13 protein-coding genes and 1 pseudogene are annotated in these 16,238 nt (G+C 57.3%); 3 read left to right on the top strand and 11 right to left on the bottom strand.

The window, feature by feature from the left end:
* Positions 1-31: 31 nt before the first annotated feature.
* From clcB to ABFX35_RS08315, 7 genes are all read right to left on the bottom strand, one after another.
* The gene (gene clcB / locus ABFX35_RS08345) at positions 32-1,312 is read right to left on the bottom strand and encodes a voltage-gated ClC-type chloride channel ClcB (RefSeq protein ID WP_279022847.1); all 1,281 of its coding nucleotides are present in this window, start codon (positions 1,310-1,312) and stop codon (positions 32-34) included.
* A gap of 151 nt (positions 1,313-1,463) precedes the next feature.
* Positions 1,464-1,748 carry a DUF1161 domain-containing protein gene (locus tag ABFX35_RS08340; protein WP_121552657.1) on the bottom strand — a complete coding sequence of 95 codons (285 nt, stop codon included), beginning with the start codon at positions 1,746-1,748 and terminating at the stop codon, positions 1,464-1,466.
* Between the two features lie 88 nt (positions 1,749-1,836).
* Positions 1,837-2,169 carry a DUF1283 family protein gene (locus tag ABFX35_RS08335; protein WP_279022868.1) on the bottom strand — a complete coding sequence of 111 codons (333 nt, stop codon included), beginning with the start codon at positions 2,167-2,169 and terminating at the stop codon, positions 1,837-1,839.
* Positions 2,170-2,409: 240 nt separating this feature from the next.
* The gene (gene ydfG / locus ABFX35_RS08330; RefSeq protein WP_279022845.1) at positions 2,410-3,159 is read right to left on the bottom strand and encodes a bifunctional NADP-dependent 3-hydroxy acid dehydrogenase/3-hydroxypropionate dehydrogenase YdfG; all 750 of its coding nucleotides are present in this window, start codon (positions 3,157-3,159) and stop codon (positions 2,410-2,412) included.
* Between the two features lie 125 nt (positions 3,160-3,284).
* Positions 3,285-3,836, bottom strand: coding sequence for an isopentenyl-diphosphate Delta-isomerase (idi, locus tag ABFX35_RS08325; protein ID WP_279022866.1), 552 nt, complete (start codon positions 3,834-3,836; stop codon positions 3,285-3,287).
* A gap of 107 nt (positions 3,837-3,943) precedes the next feature.
* Positions 3,944-4,465, bottom strand: coding sequence for a GNAT family N-acetyltransferase (locus tag ABFX35_RS08320; RefSeq protein WP_279022844.1), 522 nt, complete (start codon positions 4,463-4,465; stop codon positions 3,944-3,946).
* 120 nt (positions 4,466-4,585) lie between these two features.
* Positions 4,586-6,028 carry an MFS transporter gene (locus ABFX35_RS08315; protein ID WP_346080276.1) on the bottom strand — a complete coding sequence of 481 codons (1,443 nt, stop codon included), beginning with the start codon at positions 6,026-6,028 and terminating at the stop codon, positions 4,586-4,588.
* A 431-nt stretch (positions 6,029-6,459) separates the two neighbouring features.
* On the opposite strand from ABFX35_RS08315, the gene guaD reads away from it, so the two are divergent.
* A complete protein-coding gene (guaD, locus tag ABFX35_RS08310) occupies positions 6,460-7,791 on the top strand; it encodes a guanine deaminase (protein WP_346080274.1) in 1,332 nt (443 codons plus the stop codon).
* Between the two features lie 90 nt (positions 7,792-7,881).
* Positions 7,882-10,083, top strand: a complete 2,202-nt coding sequence (dcp, locus tag ABFX35_RS08305; RefSeq protein WP_346080272.1) for a peptidyl-dipeptidase Dcp — start codon at positions 7,882-7,884, stop codon at positions 10,081-10,083.
* A gap of 58 nt (positions 10,084-10,141) precedes the next feature.
* On the opposite strand, the gene hpxO is transcribed toward dcp, so the two are convergent.
* Both hpxO and ABFX35_RS08295 read right to left on the bottom strand, forming a co-directional pair.
* Positions 10,142-11,299, bottom strand: coding sequence for an FAD-dependent urate hydroxylase HpxO (hpxO, locus tag ABFX35_RS08300; protein ID WP_346080270.1), 1,158 nt, complete (start codon positions 11,297-11,299; stop codon positions 10,142-10,144).
* A gap of 204 nt (positions 11,300-11,503) precedes the next feature.
* Positions 11,504-13,113 (bottom strand): annotated as a pseudogene (locus ABFX35_RS08295) (inorganic phosphate transporter).
* A 354-nt stretch (positions 13,114-13,467) separates the two neighbouring features.
* Here ABFX35_RS08295 and ABFX35_RS08290 point away from each other — a divergent pair.
* Positions 13,468-14,493 carry a transporter gene (locus ABFX35_RS08290; RefSeq protein WP_346080268.1) on the top strand — a complete coding sequence of 342 codons (1,026 nt, stop codon included), beginning with the start codon at positions 13,468-13,470 and terminating at the stop codon, positions 14,491-14,493.
* Positions 14,494-14,503: 10 nt separating this feature from the next.
* Here the strand turns inward: ABFX35_RS08290 and ABFX35_RS08285 are convergent, their stop codons facing one another.
* Positions 14,504-15,739 (bottom strand): Zn-dependent hydrolase, encoded by a 1,236-nt coding sequence (locus tag ABFX35_RS08285; protein WP_346080266.1) that lies wholly within the window; start codon positions 15,737-15,739, stop codon positions 14,504-14,506.
* On the bottom strand, positions 15,736-16,227 hold the full coding sequence (locus ABFX35_RS08280) for an L-2-amino-thiazoline-4-carboxylic acid hydrolase (protein WP_346080265.1): 492 nt from the start codon (positions 16,225-16,227) through the stop codon (positions 15,736-15,738). Before ABFX35_RS08280 ends, ABFX35_RS08285 begins: the two co-directional genes overlap by 4 nt.
* Positions 16,228-16,238: the final 11 nt, after the last annotated feature.

The raw sequence follows: 16,238 nt of genomic DNA, 5'->3' as shown, positions 1-16,238 counted from the left end.
ACGCCCGTCGCCTTGGCGCGGGCGTGAACGCCTAAGCATTGTGATACACCGAAACCTGGCGTAGTCCGCGGGAAACCGTGGTGGCTATCACGCAGGAAAGCAAAAATCCCGGCAACAATGCGTATTCCCCCGTCATTTCAAACACCATCAGCGCGGCCATGACCGGCGCGTGAGTCGTGGCGGCCAGAACGGTTGCCATCCCGGTCAGTGCCATTAGCAATGGCGTGGTGGCGCCCAGCGCCGGCCACATGGCGCACAGTTGCCCAATGACCGACCCCAAAGCCGCACCAACAAACAGCGTGGGGGTGAAAACGCCGCCCGGGGCGCCGGAGCCGCTGCTGGCCAGCACCGCCAGCAGTTTACATAGCAGGATCGCACTGACCAGCAACGCGCCCGGCGGCGCAGAAAGCAGCGCCTGCACCACGCTATAACCATTGCCCCAGGCCTGGGGAAACACCAGTGAAAGCAAACCGACAATCAACCCGCCGAGCGCCAACTGAAACGGCGGCTTCAGGCGTAGCGCGCGGAAACCACGCCCGCTGGCCGCCAGCGCCCACAGGAACAACGGGCCGCCAATCCCGGCCACGACGCCCAGCAGAGCCATCAGCAGATATTGCAACGGCCAGGGCGCCGGAAGGTTTTCGACGGCATACAGTGGCGCCTGGCCGCCATTGAGCAGGTTGGTAAGCAGCAGGGCGCTGACGGCCGAGATCACAACCGGCCCCAGAGAGGCCAGCATCAGCGTACCGAAGAGGATTTCGGCGATAAACAGGCTGCCGGCCAGCGGCGCATGATAGGCGCTGGCCATACCGGCGGCGGCGCCACAGGCAACCCACAGCTTCCATTCCCGCGCGTGGGTAAAGCGCTGGGCAAACACCGATGCCACCAATGCCGCCAACAGAATCATCGCCCCTTCACGGCCGATGGCGCTGCCGCTGGAGACCACTAACAGCGAAGCCAGACATTTTACCAGGCTGGCGCTAATGCCAAGCCGCCCGTCGCCGGTTTCGATCGCTTCCATGTAGTCGGTTGGCGCCGCCGGGCGTTGGTGCCGGTAGCGTTGATAGAGCCAGAGCAGCAGCCCTGCAGCCAACCCGCCCACAGCCGGGGTCAGTACCCGTCGCCAGCCCGGCAGCGCCGCCGCCGCGGCAACCAGGCTGCCGCTGTTGTGATCCAACAACAACCATTCAAGCAGCAGCATGGCGCTATGGAATCCCCAGACGGCCAGTGCGGCGGCCAGGCCAATAAAAATGGCGATAAATAGCCGCCGCAGCAGGGCGCGATATTGGTACAGGTGGGCCCAAGGTTTCATATGTCTTTCAAAGCAAGCGAAAAAGGGAAGGCGATGCGTACATTGTGCGTGTCTGTGCAGGTGAAAACCAGAGAATTGTTGCGCAGGGAACAATAGGTGGGATTATCCCAAAAGAGAGGGGCCGTTGCTACGGCCCCTGGGGAAGTGCGGATTACTGCGGCGCGCCGCTATCCTGGCCGGCGTCACTGCCTTCGCCATCGCCTGATAAGCGGGTATAGACAATTTTCTGCGTGTCGTTTTCGCAGTGCCCAACCACCTGGCCGCCGGCCTGGTCGGCCTGATCGTTAGCCACAATATCCAGCTTGAAACCCGATTCGGGCACACCGTTATTGATGATCTTCTGGGCGATGTCTGCCTTTACGCTTTCGCATGACGCAAAAGCGGCCAGCGGTGCGGCAGCCAGCACAAGTACACTTGCTATAAGCGCTTTTTTCATCCTACCGTCCTTATTTGCGATGAACTCCGTTTCTGAGGATAACAGTTGTTATCACAGAGTTTAACCAACGCGCGCCTTCGCCTGCCGATTAAGGATTAATCCGACGGCCAGTCTGGCGATCCAGGCATTTACGGGTATTGGGTTCCCAATAAGCGTTGACGTTGGTGCTATCGTTACAGCGATCTTCATCATCAATCGCCTTATCGAACTTGTCGAACTCTTTCTCTGTCCGAGTGTTAACCTTGTTGCGCAGCGTACGCGTCTCGTTCCACTGCTCTTTGCTTTGGCGGGCCGCCTCGTTGTTCAATGCGCTATTACCGCTGCCATCGACGGTGACGCAGGTACTGCCCTGTGTGCAGGTGGCGGCAACGGCCGGCCCCTGCCACGCACCAATAAACACCAACATTGCGGCTGGCAGCATTCCACGCAGCAACCACGGAGTAGACATTTTCTTCATCGATTCATCCTTATGATTTCGCGTTGCGCGGTGATAACAACGCCATATAATCTCGCCAACTGGGCGTAGGCGCACTATACCATTACGATCTTGGACGATGCCAGTTACCTGCCGCATTCGTTTACTTTTTAGAGAGGGAGATCATGGCACAGGGGAAAGGAGAACCGTATTGAGGCCGGCGGCTATGGCGCCGCCGGCAAGGCATCAGGCGCCGCGGTAAACGTTCAGCCCGGCGAATGACTGGCTGACAGGCATCATTTCCAGCGTATTGATATTCACATGCGCCGGCAGGGTAGCCACCCAGAACACGGCTTCCGCCACATCTTCCGCCGTCAACGCATTGCTGCCTTCATAGGTTTTGCTGACTTTGCCGTCATCCCCTTTAAAGCGCACGTTGGAGAACTCCGTGCCGCCGACCAGCCCTGGCTCGATGTCGGTAACCCGAATCTGGGTGCCATGCAGATCCGCCCGCAGCCCCAGGCTGAACTGGCGGACGAAGGCTTTGGTGGCGCCATACACATTGCCGCCGGCATAAGGCCAGTTGGCTGCGGTTGAGCCGATGTTGATCACATGGCCGACATTGCGCTCCACCATTTCGGGCAGCAGTGCGCGGGTCATGTTCACCAGCCCTTTGGCATTGGTATCAATCATGGTTTCCCAGTCGTCCGCACTGGCCTTATAGGCGGGCTCCAGCCCCAACGCCAGCCCGGCGTTGTTGACCAGTACGTCGACATTTTGCAGTTCCGCCGGCAGGTTGGCGATGGCTTCCTGGATGGCGGCGCGGTTACGCACGTCAAGGCGGAGGATATGCAGCGCATCGCCTAATTCGTTTTTCAACGTTTGCAGGCGTTCGATGCGGCGGCCTGCGCCAATAACCTGGTGGCCTTCACGTATAAACTTGCGGGCAATTGCTTCACCAAAACCGGAGGTGGCGCCGGTGACAAAAATGATCATTATCCTGTTCCTCTGCTGTTTTACCGTTTACTACCATTAGCATAATCCTATACCAAGTGGCAGAAAGAATGGCCGGTAAGACAAAAAAACGGGGTTCTGTGCTGTTAACTCACTGATTTAAGGCATTAAGATTGGGCAGCAGCGCTGGCTACAGCCTGCCAGCGTTTAAACTCAGCGCTCGGCGTTTGCTGAAAGATGGTCTGGAACCAAATGGTGTAGCGCTGCGGTTGGCTGCGCAACTGCGCAGCGATCGTTGTTTCTTCCAGCCATTGCCAAGCGGCGGCTTCAGATGGGTTGGGCGTGGGGGCCCGGTTATAATGGCCAACCAGAATATGATCGTATTCGTGTTCGATCAGATCGTTGGACAACGGTGAGCGGTAAGTCAGCGTCGCAACTTCCTGCAGCGGGCAATCAAAGCCCATTTCTTCCTGCAGGCGGCGGTGCGCTGCGGATCCCAGCGTTTCCCCCTGGCGCGGATGGCCGCAACAGGTATTGCTCCACAGCCCGGCGGAGTGGTACTTGCACGCCGCACGTTGTTGCAGCATAAAGCGGCCTTGTTCATCAAAAATGAACAGTGAGAACGCCCGGTGTAACATGCCGAGTTGGTGAACCCGCAGCTTGGTATCAGCGCCGATCGGTTTGTCATCCTTGTTGACCAGAATCAGCATTTCTTGCATTGCGTCTTTTTGCACAGGTAATCCCTTGTTCTGCATAATGATGAATACGCGAATAATAAATCAAAGTGAATACTAATGCAGGGCCAGACGTGCGGCCCTGAGCTGGATCAATGCTGCGGCGGCAGGTGATAGACAACACAGTCGTATTTGATGTTGTCACGCCGGCCGTTGATTACGCCGCCCAGCGCTTCCGCAATGTGCCGGCTGGCGGTATTTTGCTCCGCGACCGGATAAACAAAGTGCTTGGGGTGATAGCGCTCGCTGGCCCAGGCGGCAACGGCGCGCACCATTTCGCGCCCATAGCCCTGGTTGTGCAGGCTTTCTGCCACCCAAACCCCCAGCTCCGGCGTTTGGCTCTGCAGGTTGTGCGCGCCGACCATACCAACAAACTGTTTACTGCCACATAGCCGGGCGATGAAGATCGCTTCTTCACCTTCGCGGATCAACGGCAGCCAACCTTGCCAGACGTTGGCGAACTCTTCAGGCGAAGGCGACGGTTCAAAGTTCATATAGCGGGTCAGGGTAGGGGTGATCGCCTGATAAACCTCTTCGGCGTCTGCTGCGGTAAAAGGGGCAATTAACAACCGGTCGGTATTCAGGCGGCACTGAGAAAGGTCACTGTATATCATTATTATTACCTCGCTTTTCAGGCCAATAAAGGCAAAAAATCCGCGCCGGTTAAAAACGGAGCGGATCATCAATACTACGTTGATTAATCGCCAATGAGAATGATTTTTCTTGTGGCGTGATTATTCGCGTTGCTGCTTGCCCGCCGCGCTCTCCTTGGCCGGCGCCAGTTTCCGTTGGCGGATGACATCGCCGGCGTCGCGGGTCAACGTCAGCCCATTGGCCACCGCCAGTAGCGCAATGATGCCGATCGCCACAAAAGCCAGCTGAAATGCGCCTAACGGTACCGCGTTGCCGTCGCCGGGCAAAAGCATTTCCGCCAGCCGCAGGGCCAGCGCGCCGATGGCGATGCTCAGGCCGCCGCCGAGCTGCTGGGTCATGTTGAACAGGGTATTTGCACCGCTCATCTTTGCCTGCGGCACTTCAGAAAACGCCAGCGTGTTCATCGCGGTAAACTGCATGGAGCGCGTCAGGCCGCTAATAAACAGCAGAATGACGATCAGCCAGAACGGCGTGTGCGGCGTGAGTAACGCACAGGCGAAAATGGCCGCCGCGTTCAACATGCCGTTGACCACCAGCGTGGTGCGAAACGGGAAGCGATACAAAATGGCGGTGGTAAAGGGTTTCATCGCCAGGTTGCCGGCAAACACCGTCAGCACCAGTAACCCGGCGGTAAAAGCGCTTAGCCCAAACGCCAGCTGGAACATCAGCGGCAGCAGAAAGGGCACTGCGCCGATGGCGATGCGAAATAATGTACCGCCCCAAATAGTGACGGCGTAACTTTTTAGCCGCATGGCCCACAGTTCGATCAGCGGGGCAGCGCTGCGTTTGGCATGGAACACCGCTACCACGCCGAGCGCTATGCTGGCACAGACGCACGCCGCCGGTACCAGCCACGGCAACTGCGGGTGACTTATCATATCCAGGCCGAACATCAGGCCGAAGCAGGCAACGCCGGTGAGCACAAAGCCCAGCATATCAAACGGAACCTGGCTGCGCGTATCTTCATGCGGGATCAGGCGCCAGGTGAAAAACAGTGCGATCAGCCCAAGCGGCACATTGAGAATAAAAATCCAATGCCAGGAAGCATAGGTGGTAATGAAACCGCCCACCGGCGGCCCCAGAACTGGTGCCACCAGTCCCGGCCAGGTGATGGTGGCAATCGCTTTGATCAGGTCCGTCTTGGCGGTATTGCGTAGCACCACCAGGCGGCCGACCGGCACCATCAGCGCGCCGGCAATCCCCTGCAAAATGCGTGCGGCCGTGAAGGTGGGCAGACTGATGCTGAGCGCGCACAGCACCGAGGCCAGGGTAAATGCCACTACCGCAGCGGCAAACACATTGCGTGCGCCGAAACGGTTGGCGATCCAACCGCTGGCGGGGATAAATACCGTCAGCGCCAGCAAATAGGCGGAAACGCCGATGTTCATATCAACGGCCTGCACGCCAAAAGACGCCGCCATTTGCGGCAGAGCGGTCACGATTACCGTGCCGTCAAGGTTTTCCATAAACATCGCACCGGCAACCAGCAGTGGCAGGGCGTTAAGGCGGGTGAATACGCTCATGCGTGAATAATATCCATCAGATTACGGCGGGCTTAAGGGCTATCCCAAAGCCAAAACTAATGCGGAATGATGAGCATAGCGCAATGATGCCGGCATAAAAAGCACGCCGGGTGCGATTATTAGCAGGCGTAGGGATGGGCCGTTTCTCATGTTTGATTCTTTGGCGAGCGGGCTGATGCCCGGTGTTGGTGCATGCTGTTCATCGGCGTAAATAAGCAAACGGTTGCCTGAAAAATGCAACCGTTTGCTTATTTTTCGGTTTTTTAATTACCGTTTTACCGTTTTTATATCATTGTTTTTAAAAGATAAAAATTCGTAATTTATATCCTGGCATATTGATTGCTAACCTTCTATTAACAATCTGCAGCGGGCCATCGACCGCCAGTACAGAGAGAGAATAACAACCGGTTAGCCATAGCAAGGAACAACAGATGAGCATGCACTTTACCACGGCGATTCGTGGCAATTTTTTCGATATGGCGGCCTGTGTGGATCAGCCGCAACAGCTGGAACACGCGCTACGGCATATTCCCGACGGGCTGCTGCTGCTCAATGGCGGCACTATCGTCTGGCACGGCAGTTGGCAGCAGGGTGAAGCGTTGCTGCCTGCAGGGTTTGAGGTGGTGGATTACCGCGGCAAGCTGATCGTGCCGGGCTTTGTCGACACCCACATTCATTATCCCCAGACCGAGATGATCGGCGCTTACGGCGAGCAACTGTTGTCCTGGCTGCAGCAATATACCTTCCCAACGGAGAGCCAGTACGGCTGTGAGCAACACGCGGCGCGCATGTCGGCGTTTTTCCTGCAACAGTTGTTGAACAACGGCACGACCACCGCGTTGGTATTCGGCACCGTGCATCCGCAGTCGGTGAACGCGCTGTTTGAACAGGCGGCAGGTTTGAATATGCGCCTGATCGCCGGCAAGGTGATGATGGATCGTCACGCACCGGAGGCGTTGTTGGAAACCCCGGCGCAAAGCTATCAGCAAACCCGGGAATTAATTCTACGCTGGCACGGTAAACAGCGGCTGGGTTACGCCATTACCCCGCGTTTCGCGCCGACCAGTACCCCGGAACTGCTGGCCCAGGTGCAGCGCCTGCGCGAAGAGTTCCCGGATGTTTACCTGCACACCCATTTAAGCGAAAACCCGGATGAAGTGGCGTGGGTGAAAGATCTGTTCCCGGAACACAGCGGTTACCTGGACGTGTACCACCAATATGGCTTAACCGGCGATAAAAGCGTGTTTGCCCATTGTCTGCATCTGGAAGAGGCCGAGTGGGATTGCCTGTGCGACACCCATTCCTCAATCGCCTTCTGCCCAACCTCCAATCTGTTTCTCGGTAGTGGCCTGTTCGATATGCAAAAGGCCTGGCACAAACGGGTGAAGGTGGGGGTGGGTACCGATGTTGGCGCCGGCACCACCTTCAATATGCTGCAAACGCTGGGCGAGGCATATAAGGTGGGGCAATTGCAGCGTTATAAGCTTTCTGCCTGTGAGGCGTTCTATCATGCGACGCTCGGCGGCGCGCGGGCGCTCGGGCTGGATGCGCACATCGGCAACTTCAACGTGGGCAAAGAGGCCGACTTTGTGGTGCTCGATCCGGCGGTTTCTCCGTTGCAAAAGCTGCGCCATGAAAACAGCCGCAAGCTGGCCGAACAGCTGTTTATATTGATGACGTTAGGGGACGATCGCAATATTTACCGCACCTATGTCGACGGCAAGGTGGTCTATCAGGCCGGGGAGAGTAAAGTGGCCGCATAAGCCTGCAATCTGTTTTTGCCATAGCCGCCGGCTGGGCTAAGCTAGGGAAGGTTAAGGAGGATCGTTTCCTCTACTAAAAGGAGCTTAGCTTTGAAGCGATTATCTATTTTAGTGCTGGCAATCGGCTCGGCGCTGGCATCGCAGGCACAGGCCATAAACCATGAATCGCAGGCGGTACATCAGGCACCGCCAGGCGGGCAGACCACGGAGGCAGACGTGACCAGCACAGCGCTGCAACACAACAGCAAACATGAAAACCCATTCTTTACTCAAAGCCGCTTGCCGTTCCAGGCGCCGCAGTTTGATCTGATCGAAGAGAAGGACTACGCGCCGGCGATTGCGGCGGGCATCCAACAGAAGTTGGCCGAAGCAGAAAAGATCGCCAATAACCCGGCGGCGCCGACCTTTGCCAACACCGTAGTGGCATTGGAGCAGGCGGGCGCCATGCTGAACCGGGTGCTCAACGTCTTTAGCGCCATGACCGCGGCCAACACCAGCGATGCTCTGCAGCAACTGGATGAGGACACGGCCCCTAAACTGGCCGCACTTGATGATGCCATCAAGCTTAACGAGCGGCTTTTCACACGAATAAAAACGCTGTATCAGCAACGCGAGCAGTTGGGGTTGGATGCGGAATCGCAACGCTTGCTCGAGATTACCTATCAAAACTTTGAGCTGGCGGGCGCCAATTTGCCCGACGCCGACAAAGCCAAACTCAAGGCGCTGAATCAGGAAGCGGCCACGTTAAGCAGCCAGTTCACCAACAAATTGCTGGCGGCCACAAAAAACGGTGCGTTGACAATCGCCGATAAAACCCGGTTGAGCGGCCTTTCCGAAGGGGAACTGGCCGCGGCCGCACAGGCAGCCAGTGAGCGCAAATTGAGTAATCAGTGGCTGCTGACGTTGCAAAACACCACCCAGCAACCGGCTTTGCAAAGCCTACAGGATCGCGATACGCGCAAGGCGCTGTTCGTCGCCTCCACCACCCGGGCAGAGAAGGGCAACGGCGACGATACCCGCCAGACTATCGCCCGCCTGGCGAAAGTGCGAGCCGAACAGGCCAAGCTGCTGGGCTACCCTAACTATGCCGCCTGGAAGTTACAAAACCAGATGGCGAAAACCCCGGATGCCGCCCTGAGTTTTATGCGCGCAATAGTGCCGGCGGCGACGGCGCGCGCCAAAGGCGAGGCCAACGATATTCAGGCGGCGATCGATCGGCAGCGTGGCGGTTTCACACTGGCTGCCTGGGACTGGCCGTTTTACGCAGAACAGGTGCGTAAAGCGCGTTACGATTTGGATGAAAGCCAAATCAAACCCTATTTCGAACTGGATTCCGTGCTCAATAACGGCGTGTTTTATGCGGCTAACCGCCTGTATGGCATCAGCTTCAAACAGCGCCATGATATCCCGGTGTATCACCCGGACGTGCGGGTCTATGAAGTGATCGACAAAAACGGTGCGCCGCTGGCGCTGTTTTACACCGATTATTTTAAGCGCGATAACAAGGGCGGCGGCGCCTGGATGGGCAACTTCGTCGAACAGTCGGTGCTCAACGGCAGCAAACCGGTGATCTACAACGTCGCCAACTTCAGCAAACCCGCACCGGGCCAGCCGGCGCTGCTGTCATTCGACGATGTGATAACCCTGTTCCATGAGTTTGGCCATACCCTGCACGGTATGTTCGCCAACCAGCAATATGCCAGCCTGTCTGGCACCAACACGCCGCGTGATTTCGTCGAATTTCCATCCCAGCTTAACGAACACTGGGCGCGTGATCCGCAGGTCTTCGCCCACTATGCGCGGCACTATCAAACCGGCGTGGCCATGCCGCAGGCATTGGTCGATAAAATCAACAAAGCCAACGCCTTCAACCAAGGCTATGACATGACGGAACTGTTGGCCGCGGCCTTGTTGGATATGCACTGGCACATGCTGGGGGCGGATCAGCCGCTGCAGGATGTCGATAAGCTGGAGGCGCAGGCGTTGCAGCAGGAAAATATCGATCTTGATTATGTTCCGCCGCGCTACCGCTCTAGCTACTTTCAGCATATCTGGGGCAACGGCTATGCCGCGGGGTATTATGCCTATCTGTGGACACAAATGCTGGCGGATGATGCGTTCCAGGGTATTCAGGCGCAGGGCGGCCTGACGGCGGAAAATGGGCAACGTCTGCGCGATAAAATCCTGTCGCGCGGCAATAGTGAAGATCTGGAAAAAATGTATGAAAACTGGCGCGGCCAGGCGCCAAGCATCACGCCGATGCTGATTAACCGCGGGTTGGAAGCCCAATAAGGGTAAAAAAATAGGGCGCCGCCGGCGCCCTGTACTTACTCGCAAGCAGCGGCAAACCTTAGGCCAGCGGCCCGCCCAGAATGGTTTCCCGCATGCCGGTAAGGATGCGCTCGCCGGTTTCGCTTTTCAGCTCTTCATACCAGTCGTGAGTCACGGCCATCTCTTTGCCGTGGGTCACATCACAGCGCTTGCGCGCTTTTAACACCAGATCTTTTACCCGGTAGCTGCGTTTTTCCTGATAGCGCTGCAGGGCATCGGCTATGCCCAACGAGTTGGTTTGCAAGGCAATGGCCAACACCACGGCGTCTTCCATCGCTGCGCAGCCGCCCTGCCCGATATCCGGCGTGGTGCTATGCCCGGCATCGCCCAGCAACGCTACGCGCCCGCGCACCAACTGCTCGAACGGTTCAATATCGTGGATCTCGATACGGTTAGTGGTGGCCGGATCAATTGCGGCGATCAGTTTTTGCACCGGAGCGGCCCAACCGGCAAAGTAGCGTTGCAGATCGTTGCGCACCGTGCTGCGATCTTCCGGCAAACCTTTTTCCAACGGCACATCGAAGAAAAAGTAAAAACGGTTGCCGCAAACCGGCATCAGCGAAACGCGTTTGCCTTCGCCGACAAAAGTGGTCCACTGGTTGGCCGGGGCGATGCTTTCATCAATGGTGACCAGCCCGTTCCAGTTAACGTACCCCGCATAGCGGCGCTCAACCTGCTGGCCTAGCACGTAAGGGCGGATCACCGAGTGGGTGCCGTCCGCCGCCACCAGAAAATCGCCGTGCGCCTGGCTGCCGTCTTCAAACCAGGCGGTGACGCCGGCGGCGGTTTCTTCAACGCCGCTCACGCGTTTACCGAACTGCACCTTATCGCGGCCGTAAGTCTCCAGCAGCATATCCTGCAGTTCGGCGCGCGCGACCGGGTAAGGGCGCTCACCCACGCTTTCCACCAGAGGATCCAGGCTAAAACGGGTCAGGGTTTGGCCTTTCAGGCACTCGTTATAGGCCATATAGTGCATTGGCCCGCCCAGTTGGCGCACCTGCTCTTTCATCCCCAGATAGTTGAGGCACTTCACGCCGTTCGGCCAGATCGAAATGGCTGCGCCGACCGGCTTAATTTCTTTTACCGCTTCATAGACCTCGGTTTCGATGCCGAAGCGCCGTAATGCGATAGCCGCGCATAGCCCGCCGATACCACCGCCAATAACAATTGCTTTCATGTTTTTCTCCTTTTTGCTACCTAAGGAAAGCAATTTTCATACCAGTGTTTTACATCGCCGGTGGCCGCAGTGATGCGGGCAGATTTCAGATCATTGATTCATTGTGGGGCAGGATATGCGCTGTTTTAGCGCATCGGGGTGAAACGTTGCGCCAACGGCCAGCAACGGTAACGCTGTCTGTGCCACGTTGGCGCAACGAGACGGTTAGAAATGGTTGAAGAACCAGTACAAGCTGGCGGCGAGCAGGATTGACGTGGGTAGCGTCAGCACCCAGGCCATCAGCAGGTTACGCAACGTGGCCATCTGCAGACCGGATTTGTTGGCCGCCATGGTGCCGGCAACGCCGGATGACAGCACGTGGGTAGTGGAAACCGGCAGGCCGAAAGCGTCCGCGGCGCCGATGGTGGTCATGGTGACCAACTCGGCGCTGGCGCCCTGGGCATAGGTCAGGTGGGTTTTGCCAATTTTCTCGCCTACGGTGACCACAATGCGCCGCCAACCCACCATGGTACCCAGGCCAAGGGCAATGGCGACCACCACTTTCACCCAAAAGGGGATAAAGCGGGTGGAGTGATCCAGCTCGGTCTTCAGTGCGTCCAGATTACGCACGGTGTTGGCCGGCAGCGTCAGTTGCTTCTCGCTTTTCAGGTGTTTAATGGTCTCTGAAGCCAGGTACATATCATTACGGGTGTTGGAAACCACCTGCGCCGGGATCTTATCGACCGAACCGTATTGGCGGATACCATCACCGATAATGCCCGTCAGTTGCGCCAACGCGGGCAGCACGTCAGGCAGCAGTTCACCGGTGCGCACATAGTTGGTCAGCACCTCACGCGCCGGGGCCTGGCCAACCGGTGGGAATTGGCGCAGCAACTCGTGTTTGGTTACCGTTGCCAGTGCGGCAACTCGTGGAATTTGATCCGGCGGCAGCGCCCGGTTCAGGGCATAGGCGATCGGCATGGTGCCAACCAGGATCAACATAATAAGCCCCATGCCTTTTTGGCCGTCATTGGAGCCGTGAGCAAAAGAGACGCCGGTGCAGGTCAGGATCAACAGGCCGCGGATCCACAGCGGCGGCGGGGTATTGCCTTTGGGCGCGGTATACAACTGGCGATTTTTAACGAACGCTTTCAGCACTATCAGCAACAGCGCAGCAAAAACAAAGCCAATCACCGGCGACAGCAGCAACGAGTAGCCGACTTTCAGCGCCTGATCCCAGTCAACGCCGCTGGTGCCGGTGCGCCCGTGAATCAAGGCATTGGCGATGCCAACGCCGATGACCGAGCCAATCAGCGTATGTGAGGACGATGCCGGCAGGCCAAGCCACCAGGTGCTCAGGTTCCAGATAATGGCGGAAAACAGCAGGGCATACACCATGGCAAATCCGCTGCCGGTGCCCGCCTGCAAAATCAACTCCACCGGCAACAGGGATATTATCCCAAACGCCACGACGCCGCTGGAGAGCAATACGCCCCGAAAATTAAAAAAGCCGGACCAAACCACGGCGACCGTCGGTGATAATGAGTGGGTATAAATAACCGTTGCCACCGCGTTGGCGGTATCGTTAAAGCCATTGACGAATTCGAAGCCCAGCGCAATCAACAAGGCCATCCCTAATAACAAAAAGGGAACGTAACTGGTGTATACTCCGCCAGCATCAGTGACATCATTAAATAAATTAACCCCTGCAAACGCGATCCCAATGACTAATAAAAACACAAAAAAAGAACAGTCATGCGGCTGTTCTGTTTGTATATTTGCGGTCGGCCTGGCGCGGGTTGCGCACTTGACTCTATAGCACTGTTATCGCTCATAAATTACCTTCATTTTTCAAAATTACGAAAGATTCCCGCTATTACCTTGGTCGCGGGCATTTTAATTATTCGCAATAATTATGACTTTTTTATGACGCAAAAATTAAGCCTCGGCCAAGATGTAGTCGCTTTAGGATTGAATTGATCCGGCAATTAAAATAAGTTTAACGCATGGCGCCCAGCGCAAAATACTATACCCAAAATAATTCGAGTTGCAGGAAGGCGGCAACGCAGTGAATCCCCAGGAGCTTACTCCAGTAAGTGACTGGGGTGAGCGAGGAAAGCCAACACACCTGCAACTTGAAGTATGAAGGGTAAAGAGCTGGCTCTAAGGCATAATGGGAAATTTGATATATGGTTCAGACGGTTGCTGAAAGAATACACAGGCTGGATTTTGATGATGAGGTGACCGGCCTAATTTGCGGCCACGTGTTTCGCCCTGGCGAAGCGCCGCAGAAAATGTCTTCGTCAACCATTTGCCAGGCTTATCACGCGTTACCGCCTGGGGGCGGTTTTGTCTGGCTGCACCTGAACCTTAACCACGCGGCGGCGGAAAAGTGGCTGAAAAATCATTTCGCCATCCCGGAATTTTTCTTTGAGGAAATCCGCCAGGGCTCATACACCACGCGCATTGAGCGGCAGGGCGAAGATCTGTTTGCGGTGCTCAACGATGTCAATTTCCACCCGAAAGAAACCAACCCGGAAGTGTCAACGCTGTGGCTGTATTGCTGCAGCCAACTGATTGTGACAGTGCGGCACAAGCCGCTGCGGCTCATCGAACAGGTGCTGCGGCGGCTTGATGCGTTATCGGTGGCCTCCACCACCGAACTTCTGGCGCAACTGTTGGAAGAACAAGAGGACGTGCTGGAGCAAATAGTGCGCCAGACCAACCAAAACGTCGACGCGATCGAAGACCGGCTGCTTAGCCACCACGTGCAACAAAACCGCACCGAACTGGGGCAGATGCGCCGGCTACTGTTGCGTTTTCAACGTCTGCTGGCCCCCGAGCCGGCATCGCTATTCCGCTTGCTGAACCGCCCGCCGGCCTGGCTGAGCCGCGAAGGACTGCAGGATTTGCGCCAGTTCGCCGAAGAGTTCACCGTGGTGCTGAACGATCTGGTGGCGTTGACCGAGCGAATTCGCCTGCTGCAAGAAGAGATCGGCGCCAAGCGCATGGAGCAAAATAACCGCACGCTGTATACCCTGACGGTGATCACGGTGCTGGCGTTGCCAATCAACATCGTCGCCGGCTTTTTCGGCATGAACGTGGGCGGCATTCCGCTGGCGGGCAACCACCACGGGTTCATCCTATTGGTGCTGCTGGTCGGCGCTTTCACGCTGGTTACCGGCTATCTGGCGTTAAAACGCCGCGACGAATAGTGCTCCAAGATCAGGTTGCAGGTACGCCGGCCTGATCGAGCAGCGCATGAAGCAACACATTGGCGCCGGCGGTAGACCAGGCCGGCGTGATGTTTTCCAGCTCGTTATGGCTGATGCCGTCAACGCAGGGGATGAAGATCATCGCCGTGGGAGCAACCCGGCTAAGGTAGCAGGCATCATGGCCGGCGCCGGACACCATATCGCGATGTGAATAGCCCAACCGCTGCGCCGCCTGGCGCACGCTGGCAATGCAACCGGCGTTAAAGCTGACCGGTGGATACTGGAATATGCGTTCGGCAGAAGCGGCCAGCCCGTTGCCGTTAACGGTGGCTACCGTAGCGAACAGTTGCCGTTCCATCTGTTCCAGCACCGCTTCCTGCGGGTGGCGAAACTCCACGCTGAAGAATACCTTGCCCGGCACCACGTTCCTGGAGTTCGGCGTAATCTGCGTCATTCCCACCGTGGCGCGCGCATCCGGCATAAAATCAAGGCCGATGCGGTTAACCGCCTCCACGGTGCGGGCAAAGCCGAGCAGGGCATCGCGGCGGCGGTCCATCGGCGTCGTACCGGCATGGGCGCTGAAGCCGACGATGGTCAGTTCATACCAACGTTGGCCCTGCGCATGGGTAACCACACCAATCTGCACCTGTTCGGCTTCCAGCACCGGGCCTTGTTCGATGTGCAATTCAAAGGCGGCGTGGATCGGCGTGCCGCCGACCGGATGCTCGCCGGCATAGCCAATCTGTTGCAGCGCCTGGCCGATCGTGACGCCCTGAGCATCGGCGCGAGAAAGCCCATAGGGCAGATCGAACACGCCGGCGAAAACGCCGGAGGCGATCATCGCCGGCGCAAAGCGCGCGCCTTCTTCATTAGTCCAGTTGATCACTTCAATGGCGCGTTCGGTGGTGATCTGCCGGTCATTCAAGGTACGAAGCGCCTCCAGGCCGGCCAGCACGCCGTAAACGCCGTCGAAACGGCCGCCGTTGGGCTGCGAGTCCACATGCGAGCCGGTCACCACCGGCGGCAGATCGGGGCGGGTGCCTTCGCGGCGCAAAAACATGTTGCCCATTTGGTCGATCCGCACGCTACAGCCGGCCTGTTGCGCCCATATCCGCAGTTGGTTACGTGCCAACCGGTCTTCCTCACTGAGCGCCAGGCGTGTGACGCCGTCTTTAGGAATAGCGCCGAACTGCGCCATATCCCGCAGGCTTTGCCACAGGCGTTCACCATTCACCCGTACCGTCATTTTTCCTCCTTGGGCGTTTTAACCGCATAGCGGAAATCGCAGCAGGGCGCACCGCCCATGATGGTTTGCTTGCGCTGCAAGGCCACCTCCGGCGCGTAACCGACGATAAACTGACTGTCGCGCGCGCAGGAAAGCAGGTGGCCTATCTCGCCCAGACCCATTTCGTGATACATCTCGGCATAGCGGCAGCGGGTCACATCATAGTCAAAGTGCTGTTCATCCTGATGGATCACCTTCACCTGCAGCGCGTCGTCTTTTTCCCACAGGTATTGCAAGGCGACGAAACTTTGCAAATCAGCGCCATTGGGCTCCTGAGCCGCGAATTCCCGGCCAGCCGCCACGGCGGCGTTTTCGATGGCTTCGCCAATCACTGCCTGCGCGCGCGCTTTGCCTATCTCACGCACCAGGATCTGATAAATCGGTTTGATAATCTCCGCTTCGATCCGCCGCCGGGCCAGAATGCCTAATTGGTCGTTTGCACAGCTCATTACCTTGTTCC

It is taken from the genome of Gibbsiella dentisursi (assembly GCF_039539505.1).
GTDB classification, from domain to species: Bacteria; Pseudomonadota; Gammaproteobacteria; order Enterobacterales; family Enterobacteriaceae; genus Gibbsiella; species Gibbsiella quercinecans.
The sequence above is the reverse complement of the archived record's forward strand: the minus strand, read 5'-3'. Positions and strand labels throughout refer to the sequence as shown.

What these genes read in the sequence shown, in the direction of transcription:
- ABFX35_RS08280 (WP_346080265.1), bottom strand. Translation starts at nt 16,227, where the DNA reads ATGAGCTGTGCAAACGACCAATTAGGCATTCTGGCCCGGCGGCGGATC.
- hpxO (WP_346080270.1), bottom strand. Translation starts at nt 11,299, where the DNA reads ATGAAAGCAATTGTTATTGGCGGTGGTATCGGCGGGCTATGCGCGGCT.
- ABFX35_RS08335 (WP_279022868.1), bottom strand. Translation starts at nt 2,169, where the DNA reads ATGCTGCCAGCCGCAATGTTGGTGTTTATTGGTGCGTGGCAGGGGCCG.
- ABFX35_RS08290 (WP_346080268.1), top strand. Translation starts at nt 13,468, where the DNA reads ATGGTTCAGACGGTTGCTGAAAGAATACACAGGCTGGATTTTGATGAT.
- ABFX35_RS08340 (WP_121552657.1), bottom strand. Translation starts at nt 1,748, where the DNA reads ATGAAAAAAGCGCTTATAGCAAGTGTACTTGTGCTGGCTGCCGCACCG.
- ydfG (WP_279022845.1), bottom strand. Translation starts at nt 3,159, where the DNA reads ATGATCATTTTTGTCACCGGCGCCACCTCCGGTTTTGGTGAAGCAATT.
- ABFX35_RS08285 (WP_346080266.1), bottom strand. Translation starts at nt 15,739, where the DNA reads ATGACGGTACGGGTGAATGGTGAACGCCTGTGGCAAAGCCTGCGGGAT.
- guaD (WP_346080274.1), top strand. Translation starts at nt 6,460, where the DNA reads ATGAGCATGCACTTTACCACGGCGATTCGTGGCAATTTTTTCGATATG.
- ABFX35_RS08315 (WP_346080276.1), bottom strand. Translation starts at nt 6,028, where the DNA reads ATGAGCGTATTCACCCGCCTTAACGCCCTGCCACTGCTGGTTGCCGGT.
- idi (WP_279022866.1), bottom strand. Translation starts at nt 3,836, where the DNA reads ATGCAAGAAATGCTGATTCTGGTCAACAAGGATGACAAACCGATCGGC.
- ABFX35_RS08320 (WP_279022844.1), bottom strand. Translation starts at nt 4,465, where the DNA reads ATGATATACAGTGACCTTTCTCAGTGCCGCCTGAATACCGACCGGTTG.
- clcB (WP_279022847.1), bottom strand. Translation starts at nt 1,312, where the DNA reads ATGAAACCTTGGGCCCACCTGTACCAATATCGCGCCCTGCTGCGGCGG.